The organism is Williamsia herbipolensis, from assembly GCF_000964005.1.
GTDB classification, from domain to species: domain Bacteria; phylum Actinomycetota; class Actinomycetes; order Mycobacteriales; family Mycobacteriaceae; genus Williamsia_A; species Williamsia_A herbipolensis.
In genome coordinates this window covers 108,019-118,968 of sequence record NZ_JXYP01000005.1, presented here as the reverse complement: position 1 = coordinate 118,968, position 10,950 = coordinate 108,019, and the positions used below count along the sequence as shown (strand labels likewise).

The 10,950-nt window shown below is 63.4% G+C and carries 12 protein-coding genes; 1 reads left to right on the top strand and 11 read right to left on the bottom strand.

Going from position 1 to position 10,950, the window contains the following annotated elements; genetic code table 11:
• The first annotated feature begins 320 nt into the window (after positions 1-320).
• Positions 321-839 (top strand): hypothetical protein, encoded by a 519-nt coding sequence (locus tag TU34_RS23405; protein ID WP_160298495.1) that lies wholly within the window; start codon positions 321-323, stop codon positions 837-839.
• Between the two features lie 14 nt (positions 840-853).
• Here the strand turns inward: TU34_RS23405 and TU34_RS01860 are convergent, their stop codons facing one another.
• From TU34_RS01860 to TU34_RS22800, 11 genes are all read right to left on the bottom strand, one after another.
• A complete protein-coding gene (locus TU34_RS01860; RefSeq protein ID WP_045821123.1) occupies positions 854-1,396 on the bottom strand; it encodes a hypothetical protein in 543 nt (180 codons plus the stop codon).
• A gap of 345 nt (positions 1,397-1,741) precedes the next feature.
• The gene (locus TU34_RS01855) at positions 1,742-1,936 is read right to left on the bottom strand and encodes a hypothetical protein (protein WP_203225393.1); all 195 of its coding nucleotides are present in this window, start codon (positions 1,934-1,936) and stop codon (positions 1,742-1,744) included.
• A 425-nt stretch (positions 1,937-2,361) separates the two neighbouring features.
• The gene (locus TU34_RS01850; protein WP_052688613.1) at positions 2,362-2,931 is read right to left on the bottom strand and encodes a hypothetical protein; all 570 of its coding nucleotides are present in this window, start codon (positions 2,929-2,931) and stop codon (positions 2,362-2,364) included.
• Positions 2,932-2,966: 35 nt separating this feature from the next.
• Positions 2,967-7,418: a phage tail tape measure protein gene (locus TU34_RS23400; protein ID WP_150116339.1), complete on the bottom strand. Its 4,452-nt coding sequence runs from the start codon at positions 7,416-7,418 to the stop codon at positions 2,967-2,969.
• A gap of 19 nt (positions 7,419-7,437) precedes the next feature.
• Positions 7,438-7,734 (bottom strand): helix-turn-helix domain-containing protein, encoded by a 297-nt coding sequence (locus tag TU34_RS24605; RefSeq protein ID WP_420835150.1) that lies wholly within the window; start codon positions 7,732-7,734, stop codon positions 7,438-7,440.
• Between the two features lie 115 nt (positions 7,735-7,849).
• On the bottom strand, positions 7,850-8,185 hold the full coding sequence (locus TU34_RS01840) for a hypothetical protein (protein WP_045821120.1): 336 nt from the start codon (positions 8,183-8,185) through the stop codon (positions 7,850-7,852).
• Positions 8,179-8,337, bottom strand: a complete 159-nt coding sequence (locus TU34_RS23830; protein WP_160298494.1) for a hypothetical protein — start codon at positions 8,335-8,337, stop codon at positions 8,179-8,181. The genes TU34_RS01840 and TU34_RS23830 overlap by 7 nt, the downstream gene beginning before the upstream one ends.
• Entirely contained in the window at positions 8,334-8,744 is a 411-nt protein-coding gene (locus tag TU34_RS01835; RefSeq protein ID WP_045821119.1) for a hypothetical protein, read from the bottom strand. The genes TU34_RS23830 and TU34_RS01835 overlap by 4 nt, the downstream gene beginning before the upstream one ends.
• The gene (locus TU34_RS01830; RefSeq protein WP_052688611.1) at positions 8,741-10,285 is read right to left on the bottom strand and encodes an AAA family ATPase; all 1,545 of its coding nucleotides are present in this window, start codon (positions 10,283-10,285) and stop codon (positions 8,741-8,743) included. Before TU34_RS01830 ends, TU34_RS01835 begins: the two co-directional genes overlap by 4 nt.
• Positions 10,282-10,383, bottom strand: a complete 102-nt coding sequence (locus TU34_RS24600) for a DUF6011 domain-containing protein (protein WP_420835149.1) — start codon at positions 10,381-10,383, stop codon at positions 10,282-10,284. The genes TU34_RS01830 and TU34_RS24600 overlap by 4 nt, the downstream gene beginning before the upstream one ends.
• A 170-nt stretch (positions 10,384-10,553) precedes the next feature.
• On the bottom strand, positions 10,554-10,739 hold the full coding sequence (locus TU34_RS22800) for an excisionase family DNA-binding protein (protein WP_045821118.1): 186 nt from the start codon (positions 10,737-10,739) through the stop codon (positions 10,554-10,556).
• Between the last annotated feature and the right edge of the window lie 211 nt (positions 10,740-10,950).

The window sequence follows — 10,950 nt, the reverse complement described above, 5'->3', positions numbered from 1 at the left end:
TCAGGCCCATTCGATCAGCGATCGATCGGATCAGCACGGTTCCCGCATGCCCAATCACGCCACGCCCACCAGATGTGACCGACAAGCCCGATGACCACGATGTACTCTTCACCTACGGAGTGCCTTCCAGTTCGGAAAAATGTTGACTTCAGCAATCACCATTATCCCTGCTGGACAGGCACTTCCGTCATTTCACACGCCGAACGACCTCAACTCTCGTGAACAATCCGGGCTAGTGCGAGAGGGTGAATAGTCCGCCACAGTTTAGCCGCGCCCACCTATCGTTCGATTGCACGAAGTTTTAGCCGAACCGACACGACATGACGGCCACATTTACTACCGTCGGCTTCATGAGAGGCCTTGAGAAAGCTGATTGGACCGCGCTTCAGACCCATGTTATCGATCGCAACTGGGCACCACCCAAGCAACTACTTGTCCTTGTAGCTGCTGTGATCGGCGACCCTAAGAAAATCGAGGCAGGTATCTGCCATGCTGAGATGGCTAACGACTCGAGCACGTGGTCCTCATGGGTAGTCACCCCCCGGACTCTTGGGCACGTCAGCGTGACGTTCGGTACGCCCCGCTTCGACATGTCTGCGTCCGAATCTCGACCGAACCCGGCACAGACGATTCACAAGGCTGGAGTTGTACGACTATCGGACGTGACGTCACTTGAAATCCTTGGGGCTGAACACCGAGATGACGGCTTCGACAATTCGATCGCTTTGCAGGGGGTGAAGCTCTACGTGAGTCCCGGTGGCATTATCGAGTTACCCGCGCAGGAGGATATCCGCGACACAGCGTTCTTTGAGGCCATCCGTAATGGATCGGGGCTATAGGAAGGTCGTGCGACCTAAGTCTGCGGCACCTCGTCCAGCGCTCCCCTGATGGCCTGATCAACCTTCTCACGGTGGTCATACACCGTCCATTCTTCGCTGAACTCATGCGCAAACTCGGGCGGCGGAGGGTGCACAATCCAGCCAGCGTCGCTCAAGAGTGCCTCGAGTGCTTTTTCAACCTCGGTCAAACCCAACACCCTTAGTCGCAGCAGGACGGAACGGGTCTCGGCGTACGTGGCATCGAAAGCTTCCTGTTCTTTCGCCATTCCCGCCTTGGGCTCTTCGTGACCTGCAGGCATCAGCGCTTCGTCAAATGCGGCATAGACGGTTGCATGGCTGGATAGCGCTGCGGCCACGCGTGCAGCATCGGATAGAAGCCCTAGGCGTTCGCTGCGCTGGATTTTCCTCCATTGCAGATCGCGATCCTTCTTTGCCTCGTCGCGTTGGGCATTAACAGACAGCTTCACACCCTTCCACGCGATTCCCGCGGCAACGACCGCCATCCCGGCCGCGCCCAAGGTAGCTAACGGCTGGGCGAATACGTCCCAGAACCCCATGCCTGAGACTCTAGCTACAGCCATTGCTGGACGGGGGCGTGGTCTGCGCGCTGTCGGCGTCATACTGAACGAATGACTCGATACGAGGAACTTCTGTCCCGACTCGATCGGGATCTTGGCGAGATGGTGAAGAGCGGTGCCAGCGGCGCAAAGCTGGAGCAGTATCGTCGTGCGCGCGAACGGTTGATCGAAACCCCAGAGAACGAGGGGCTGCTAGATCAGGTTGAGAGAATGCTCAATACGACCCGGGACATGTCTGCAGGACTCAACGCATCCCTCGAAAGGCAGTATAGGCGACTTCGGGGCGGGCGATAGCGAGGACCTTTCTCAAAAGAAGACCTCAGTTCACGCGCCAGCTCCATCCGACTGACGGAAGCGGTTGGCGTCGAACGCAACCACCTTCGCATCCGACTTCTCCACCGGCGGTTTAGCCGCACGCAACCGAACAATCTCGGCCTTCGCCCGCTCCAACGCCGGGTTGAGATTCCCCCGAAGCTGTGGCGACTCCTCGAACGCCTCCGACAGCAGCTTGTAGCGCATCTCGACCTCCGCCAAATCGTCTTTAGCGGCCATTGCATCGTGCAGAGTCCGGTACTTATCCACGGGCGTCCCGGCTCGCCTGGGGGGGTAGGGGGGCCTGACACACACAGACGCCAATGCCTTGAGGGGCCGAGCTGGCGTTACCTGGGGTAACTATCCCCTGGGTCAGTTCGTAGGTGTGTCCCACCATGGGCCGGCTCCGTCCTTGAGCGCTGCTGCAATTGACGTGGGTCCACGACGGTTGCTCCTGTCCCGCCCCAGGTTGCCGGCCTCGACAACCTGGTTGTCCTGCGAAGCCTCGGGTTCGGATGGTTGTTCGTCGTCGGGGACTGCGAGGTAGATGCCCTCAGCGATGAGGCGTCGGGCCTTGCTTGCTGGGACGGTGATCTGGACGTGGGTGTGGCGGTTGCGTAGTCGCATCGGTGTCACCGGATCCGCATGGGCTGTGCGGTGGTGAGGGGTGGGACGACGTAGTGCATGAGGGCCATGAAGCCGTTGTTCTCGTACTGGCCGAGTCGGGTGAGGTCGTTGAGTGCGGTCGAGGCGGATGGGTTGCGTTGGCGGTAGTCGGTGGTGATGGCGTGCCAGTTGTAGTCCAGTGCTCGGCTCAGGATGGCCTGGGCGAGGATCTTGTCGTCTGACCGCAGTGCCCTGGTGTAGACCTCCTGGGCCTCGTCGGGGTCGGTGAGGCGTGCGGCGCGGTCTTGCGCGTCGCGGTAGGACACGACGTCGCTGCTGCTGCCGCCGTTCATTCCGAACAGATCCTTCTCGAGGGTCTCCCGCTTGTGCTTGATCGCTGCCTTCTCCTTTGCGCGGAGTGCGCCGACCTTCGCGGTGACGTCTTCGTGGAGTGGTGCGAGGGCTTCGAGCTTGCCGACGTCGGTGAGGTTGGGGTCGGCGGACACTTCGGCCTGGGTCTGGCTGTAGTGCTCGACGATGTTGCTTGCCTGGGTGCGGTAATCGTCGATCTGTGCGTCGAGGTAGTCGAGGCTCATTGGTGTTCTCCTTCGGTGGTTGAGGATGGGTTTGGCTATTTGCCGACGAGGTGTCGCTGCACGACGCGGTCTCGTTCGACGCGGCGCCGGCCGGCTTCGTCGGGGACGACGACCGGGACGAGCGGCGGTCGTTTGGTCATGACGTCGGTGAGTTTCTGTAGCGCAGCGAGGATCTCGTCGTTGTCTGTACTGGTGAATCCGTTGCGCATGCCGTCTTGGAATGCGGCTGTCTCTTGGGGCGACAGGACTTGTTCAGGGGCGACGGTCCGTTTCGGTAGGTAGCCGATGCCGCGGGCGAGTCCGCCTTGGTCGAACGGCCGACCGCCCATGTCTTTGCCGGGTGCGGGTCGCGTGGTTCCGGGGTCGGTGATTGTGGAGCGCTGGCGGGTGGTCAGCTTTTCTTGGTCGTACCGTTGTTTCGCGGCGAGGTTGGCGTCTTGGTAGGCCCGCTTCAGATCGGCAAGCTTGCGGTCGATCTCAGCTTTACGACCTTTGTCGTTGGTGGCCTGGGCCTCATTCTGCAGTTTGTCGCGGTCAGCCTCGTATGCCTGCTGCCGCTTCAGCTTCTCGGTCTCGTACTTGCGCTGGGCGTCGGCGTTCTGGGCCGCAGTCAGAGGGTTGCCGCTGCCGCGGGAGTTCTTGCTCTGCTGGATCTGGCTCTCGTATTCGTTGACGGCAGCGAGGATTCCGGGTGAGTCGTTGACGGACAGGACGTCGAGCGTTGACTTGATCTGGCCCTCGAAGAAGGCGCCGATCGCCGACCCGAGGCGCGTCGAGATCGATGTACCTGATCCGGTCGTCGAGCTGGTTCCGTTCGCGGCGAGGTCGGGTCGAGACAGTGTTCCGCCGGGGTCGTCGCCGAAACCGGGGTTAGCGAAGTTGATCGCGGCTTCGAACATCGACGCGGGGAAGAAGGCGTGGTCGGTGAACTGCGCGTCGTCGGCACCTGCTGCGCCACCGCCGATCTGACCGTTGCCTCGAGCGCCACCCATCTCGACGTTGGTGCCGTCGGGCAGCGTGCCGGCGGTGTGTCCGCCGCCGGGGCCGCCGTTGACCCACCCGAATCGGAGGTCGCCGAGGTTGCCGCGTCCGAGTGCTGCGCCCATCTGTTGCAGCTGGCCGGCCATCGAGGCTGTTGCGAACCGACCACCGAAGGGTGGAAGGCCGGCGGCCTTGCGGGCGAACGCTGACATGGCGCCGGAGCAGTCTCCCCAGTTGACTCCACCCCAGTTGTAGGCCGCGCCCTCGAGCGGTCCTGATGCACCGTCGGATTGTCCGCGGGCGAGCTTGAGGAAGTCGTCGGCCGACACGATGCCGCCGGTTGCGTAGCGGGGCACTTGGCCGGAATTGATGGCCTCGAGCAGGGGCCGGTTCTTCGCGGTCTGTGATGCGCGGACCACATACTCGCCGTTGGACAGCATCGCGGGTATCGAGTCGCTAGTCGCGGTGCCCGGCCCGGAGATGAATCCACCGGTCGCGTTGCGGGAGATGCCGGGGCCGCGGAACACGCCACCGTTAGGAGTGCGATCACCGAAGCTGAGGCCCTGCACCTGAGCGTTGATGTAGGCGGTGCGTTCCCGAGCAGCTTTGTCGAGGGCGTCGTTGACCAGCTGGATGTTCTGCAGCGCCTTGTCGACCTGCACCCGGACCTGTGGGTCGGCAGTCGTCGCGGAAAGCTGCTGGAGCTGGGCCACCGACACGGCCTTGTTGTTCAGCAACTCGTCGATGGTCAGCTTCGCCTTGGGGTCGGCGATCTGCGCTGACAAGTCACGTAGCTGGTTGCGGGAGTTCTGGTCGCCGAGGGTGAAGGCATCGGTGTCGAGACCGATCTTAGGGTTGGCCGACAGGGTGCTGAGCAGGTTCACGTTCTGCGACACGAACTGCAGACGGGCGCGAGCGGCCTCGTCGTTGGCGGTGATTTCCACCTTGCCGTTCGGTAGCGATCGGACCGTGAAGCCGAGGGACTTGATTCGGTCCTCGGCGCCGGCAATCTGACTGGTGTCGACCTGAATAGACGACGTTTCGGGAGCCTCGAACTGCTTCGCGATCTCCGAGAAACGCTGGCTGGTCAGCCCGAGAGCTTCGTTGGCGTCGGCAGCCTTCTGTCGTGCGTCCCCGAGCTTGTCGTTGGTCGACCCAATCGCGTCGCCAATACGGGCCGCGGACTGCCCCGCCTGGTCGAGTAGCTTGCGTGACTGCTCCAGGTTGTTGATCGCGAGACCCTGGTCGCGGGCCACGAACGCTTTACGGTTGACCTCGGCCTGCGCGTCACGGTTGCCACGCAGCGCGGCGGTATACAGGTCGAGGCTGATCCCGGCCGCCTTCGCGGCATCGCCGTTGTCCTGCCAGAACTTCGTCGATGTCAGCGACTTCTTGGCCTGCTCGTCGAGAGCATCGTTCACCGTGCCTAACGCGGCCTGCTGCCCCTCGGCAGCCGACTGCACCTGCGCCAGTGACACACCCAGGCCGGGCGCGCTCCGAAGTGCCTCGGGCACCTTGGCGGAATTGAGGCTGTCGAACACCTGCTTGCGGCCCTGCGCGTCGAGAGCGCCGGTCTGGAAGTTGATTGACTGCGACAGTGCGTCGATCTGCCGCTTGTTCTCAGCGGCTTTCGCTGCTGCGTCGGCCTGGCTCTTTCCCCACACCCCCATCGCCACGGTGCCGGCGGCCAGCGCGATACCGAGGGGGCCGCCGAGAGCGCCCGACAGGGCGCCGACCCCGGAACGTAGACCGGACAAGCCTGCGGCTGCGGCGCCAACGGTGCGTGGCATAACCGACGCTGCCTGCGATGCGTTTAGGAACGCCTGCTGCATCCGACCGATAGCCGGGGACCGTAGGCCGAGGATCGCCATCTGTGCACCGAGCCGGTTTACGCCGGAACCGGTTGCTGCCGACAGTGTCTGGAGTCGGCGGACCTGCTCGTTGAACGTGGACATGGAGTTGGTGGTCGCAGACACGCGGCCGGTTATCGGTGCGAAAGCGGTGCCGATTCGGCCGACGATTGCCGGGATGGCCTTGAACGCGAGGTAGGCGGCGAGGAGGCCGGTAACGACGCCCTGGTTCTCACGCATCAGGTCGCCGACAACTTCGAGGGCCGGGGTGATCGTCTGCAGCGCCTCGGCGGAAACCTGAAGGGCACCGGAGAACGCGAGCCAGGTGGCTCCGCCGACTGCGGCGGCGGCTGTAGCGAGCGAGGTGCCGATATCTTTCAGAGCCGGGGACGCGGCGATGATGGCGTCTCGCACGACTCCGAAGGTCTGCGTTGCCTGGGCGACATAGCCATTGTCCTGCAACTTCTTGAATGCGGACTGCACCCCATCGACGAGGTCACCCACGGCGGTAGTCGCAGCGTCCGCGGCCTTCGTCAACGGACTTTCTACAGCGTCATAGAAGGCGAGCCCGGCGTCCTGCGCCGCGTTCTTGAACTTCTCCCACGCGCCCGGCAGGCCCTGCATCTTCGCGGCAGCGACCTCCGCGGCGGCGCCCTGCTGCCCCATCGCGTCACGCATCTTGTCGAAACCACCCGCACCCTGCTGAGCAGCAACACCGGCGATACGAGCAGCATCCGACCCGAACAAAGTCGCCGTGGCAGCCTGGTACATCTCCGGCGTCATCCGCTTCGACGCGGTCTGGAGCTGACCGAACAGCTGCTCCATGCCAACGAACTTGCCCTGCGCGTCGTACACCGTGAGGCCGAGCTTGTCGATAGCGGCCTGCGCCGGCTTACCGGTGTCTGTCAGCGCGAGCAGCGTCGACTTCAGCAGAGTGCCGGCGTCCGAGCCTTGAATACCTGCGTTGGCGAGCAGCGCGATCGTGGCCGCGGTGTCCTGCATCGACAGACCGAACTGGTTGGCAACCGCGCCCGACTGTTGGATCGCCATGGCGACGTCGGTAATTTCGGCGCTCGACTGGTTTGCTGCGTTCGCGAGAATGTCAGACGCGGTGCCGGCGAACGTCGCGTCCTTGCCGAACGCCTGCAACGCCTGCGACTGAATCGTCGCCGCATCCGCAGCAGAGATCTGCGCAGCCGCCGCCAACTGCAGCGTGCCTCGAGCAGCCTGCATCGACTGATCGACACTGAACCCACCCTTGGCCAACTCGACCATCGCCTGCGCCGCATCAACACTCGACGTCGCCGCCAACTGGTTATCGGTCCCCAACTGGCGGGCAACCTGACCGACCTTCTCGATCTGCGCCGACGACGCACCAGCAACCGCCTGCATCGTGTTCAAGCTGGTCGTGAAGTCCATCCCCGAAGAGATCGCCGACTTCATCGCCGCTGCCACGCCGGCAATGCCGCCTGTTACGCCGGCGGCAGCGCCGAGTCCCTTGAGGCTGGTGCCGAATGACGAGGCAAATGAGCGACCGGTGTTCCTGCCCGCCGTGTCCGCATCGCGCTGCGCAGAACCAAGTGCGGCACGGATCTGGCGGGGGATGCCCTCCGTAGAGGCCACCACGCTGATGTAGGCAGTTGCCAGCTCGGTCAACGTGATCGCCTCCTAGGTGTCAGGCGGCGCGTGACCTCCTAGCCGACCGGTAATGTTCGACGTCTTCGCGCCGAACCCGGTATCCCTGGCCGATGGAGGTGGCCGCTAACCGCTTCTCGACGATCGCTTTTCGGACCGCCCGGTCGGAGATCCCGAGCAGGTCAGCCGCCTGTCGTGTTCCGATCCACTCAGAGCGTGGCTCTAGTTCCGCGGTTGACGGTTTGACGATTCCGGTTGCGGCACTTCGCCAATCGAGGGAGGCCAGGTGAAGGGCGGTTAGGACGTTGGTTAGCTCTACGTCGGTTCCGCGAGTCATGACCCGGATCCGGGCTAGGCCAGCGAGGTCAGACAATCGGGCCGCAATTCGAGCTGGCACCAGCACCACCCGGCCACCCGGCTCGCCGTGAATGAAGTGCTCTGGGGTGCGGAACTCAGCTGGCATCGTCGACCACCAACCATGCCGCGAGAGTGGAGCCTTCGCGTTCTAACTCGACGGTGCCCAACTTCCCGGCCCAGTAGGCGACGACACCAACCTCACCCGTCTTCGCGACGCGGGGATCGTGTGCCTCGGCTTCCTGGTACCGCTGCATCGCGGTGTGTCGCCACGCCTGCGGCACATCTTCGAACCCGAAGCCCGCCGCCATAAACTCTTCGATCTTCTCCAGCGGGGCACCGGACAAGAGCAGCAATGTGTATTTGGTCCACCGGGGCTCGTGATCACTTCCGTCGTGAGTCCACAGCAGCCGATGCTCCGTCGCCATCACCATGGCTCCTCGCTGTCGCCGTCGTAGGTGAGTGGCGGCGGCGGTGGCGGCTTCTTCTGGCGCGGCTTGCGGCGTCCGAGGTCCGCATGAGTCAGAATGACGGCGCTGAGGCCGCATGACAGCTGGATCACCTCAGGGGTGTCGCGGGTCGTCATACCGACTCCAGTGGGCCGTAGACCTCGACGCGCAGTGTCGCCGCGGCGTCGTCGGCGTACACGCGGTAGTGGCCGCGGTCGGGTTGGTCGGGGTCGGTTGGACGCGGACCGGTAAACAGCAGCCGCTCACCGTGGTGAACCGGTACCGCCTGGAACGTGTGGTGGACATGGATGCCGCCATCGACGATCTCGACGGCGTGGACGGGGCGTCCGTCGCTGTAGCTCGTGAACTCGCGGACGGCGGCTCCGAGGTCCTGCATCGCGTCTGCGAGTGCGTCGGTCTCGTCGGGTAGGTCGTCGTTGGCGCCGTGTTCGCCGAGCCGGTCGTCGACCCATTCGTGGCAGGCGACGGACCGTCGAGCGGTCTCGATCAGCATGTCGGTAGCGAGGTTGGGTGAGCGAGTCATCGGGTTGTCTCCGTACTTGTGTCTGAACTGTCTGTTGTGTCTTTTGTGCTGGTCAGCGGCATTTGAATAACGCGACCCGTCTGATCCGTGTCTGAAACCGTGTCTGAATGCTTTTTTCGTTCAGACAGTTCAGACACTTCAGACACGGGTACGTACACACCTCGTGATTGCTTGTCGATCAACCCGTCGGTGTACATCCGTCGCAAATAGGTGCCGGCGTCGTTGTTGCTGATCTCGAGGTACGCGGCCAGTTCCATCGACGTCGTCTTGTCCCGCCCTTTGACGAACTCGAGCGCGCGGATGGTGCGGTCGGACTTGTTGTTCCGCTCACGGCGCTCGCCTGCATCGGACTGAGACTGTGCGAGCGTCGGCGACGACAGACGCCAGGACCCGTTGTCCATCAAGAGGGCGATCTCCGACTCGGGGACATCACGTCCCGTCACGTGGAGAATGGCTTCGTCGCTCTGCCGCTTGCGCTGCAGCAGGAGAACGAAGTCAGCCGCGCCAGCGAGACCCTGTGTCCCCGAAAGTGAGTCCACGAAGTCGTCGGACTCCATCTTTCGCGTGTGGTGAACCACCAGCAGAGTGGAGCCGGGATGGGCATCGGCGATCTCCTTGAGCTGCGCACCGATGCGGTAGTCGGCGACGTAAGCCTCTTCCCCGCTACGGCGAGACGGTTTGATCCGACCAAGGGTGTCGACGATGACCAGTGACCCGGGATGCCGGTCCATGAACTGGCGGATAGTCGCCAACTCGTTCCCAACCGTCATGGACGTCTTTGAGTGCATCCGCTTCGGGATCGAACCGTCACTCAGCAAGTGGCGGTAGCGACCCTGTAGGCGCCGTGGACCGTCCTCCAACGCCAGGTTCAACACGTCGCGCTGGGAAACGTCGATATGCCCAAGAGCCTTAACTCCGGCGGCACACGCCAGGCCGACTCCAGCGGTAAGCCAAGACTTACCAGCCTTGGGCGGCGCGACCAGGAATCCCATGCCCTCAGGAATGATCCCTGGCACCACCCAAGTGAGCGGCGGGAACGACATTGCGTCGAGGGCCTCGCCATCGATCATGTCGCCCAGGAGATCCGGGGGGCGATCCTCTGGGTGCTGGACTAGCGGATCGGACCAGTTCGGCCGCGGGGCGTCTGGGTTCATCTTTGCCGCAATCTCCTCGGCCCGAGCACACTCGCGCTCGAACTCCTCGCGATGCGCGGACTCCAGGTCCGTGCGCTGCTGCCTGCGGTGATCGCGCAGAGTCTGCTGCGCCGTCGTCAAATTCCTGGGGGCCTGAGCTTCCGAAGGTCTAGATCCCGGACGTGGCTCGTCGAACAGGTCACCCGTCGACAAGCCGACAGCAGCCAGCACCTCAGAGGTGTCGTCCGAATGCGAGAACACCAAGACCTTGCCGATATCGCGCGTGATGGTGACCGAGCGATCGGCGGCGGAGTGGCCCGGCGCCTGCGCAGTGGCCTTGTCGCCCCTCTCGTCGACAATCAACCCCTCGGCCCGGAACTTGTCCAAGACGCGCTCGTACGCCGTCACGCAGCATCACCGCCGAGGCGGTCTCGGCACACCGGACCGACGTGCTCGCGGACGGAGCGATCAGCGACCAACCACGAGCCACACTGGGTGCAGCGCACGGCAATCCGATAGCCGCGGTTCAGAAGCTCCTCGAGCAGTTCGCGTTCCCTGCGGTCGTCGGCGCTCAGAACCTCGGCCTGGACGCTATGATTGAGGAGATCCGCCGCAATGGATTTTGTTGTTCGCCTGCCCCTGGTTGCCCTGCCGGGGGCGGCGTCATTTCCGGGGCTCACCGGTTCGCCTCCATCGCTGCGTCGACCTCGTTCAAGTCGATGCGGACAACGCGAGAGCCAAGTCGGTAGGCAGTGAGACGGCCATCAGCGACCATGTTTTCGATCGTTCGGACTGTGACGCCGAGATATTCGGCGGCTACTTTCGGTTTGGCATAACGCCGCGGCAGCGTGGTTTCAGACATGTTTCTCCAGGCAGCATTGAGGAATCGAATGCGCTGCGGGAGTGTCACAACGCGCCGGAATGAAAGGGCCTCCAGTGCGACCCGGTGACCGGGGCGACTTACCGTCAGGAACCGCCGACGTGTGCGTAGTCCCATTATTACACAAGGTTCGGTGAAGTTTGCTGAACTGCAAGTTGATTCATCCGGCGGGATGGTGGCCCCGTCTACGAGC

What these genes read in the sequence shown, in the direction of transcription:
- TU34_RS23405 (WP_160298495.1), top strand. Translation starts at nt 321, where the DNA reads ATGACGGCCACATTTACTACCGTCGGCTTCATGAGAGGCCTTGAGAAA.
- TU34_RS01850 (WP_052688613.1), bottom strand. Translation starts at nt 2,931, where the DNA reads ATGAGCCTCGACTACCTCGACGCACAGATCGACGATTACCGCACCCAG.
- TU34_RS24605 (WP_420835150.1), bottom strand. Translation starts at nt 7,734, where the DNA reads ATGACTCGCGGAACCGACGTAGAGCTAACCAACGTCCTAACCGCCCTT.
- TU34_RS01840 (WP_045821120.1), bottom strand. Translation starts at nt 8,185, where the DNA reads ATGGTGATGGCGACGGAGCATCGGCTGCTGTGGACTCACGACGGAAGT.
- TU34_RS01855 (WP_203225393.1), bottom strand. Translation starts at nt 1,936, where the DNA reads ATGCGCTACAAGCTGCTGTCGGAGGCGTTCGAGGAGTCGCCACAGCTT.
- TU34_RS23830 (WP_160298494.1), bottom strand. Translation starts at nt 8,337, where the DNA reads ATGACGACCCGCGACACCCCTGAGGTGATCCAGCTGTCATGCGGCCTC.
- TU34_RS01835 (WP_045821119.1), bottom strand. Translation starts at nt 8,744, where the DNA reads ATGACTCGCTCACCCAACCTCGCTACCGACATGCTGATCGAGACCGCT.
- TU34_RS22800 (WP_045821118.1), bottom strand. Translation starts at nt 10,739, where the DNA reads ATGTCTGAAACCACGCTGCCGCGGCGTTATGCCAAACCGAAAGTAGCC.
- TU34_RS01860 (WP_045821123.1), bottom strand. Translation starts at nt 1,396, where the DNA reads ATGGGGTTCTGGGACGTATTCGCCCAGCCGTTAGCTACCTTGGGCGCG.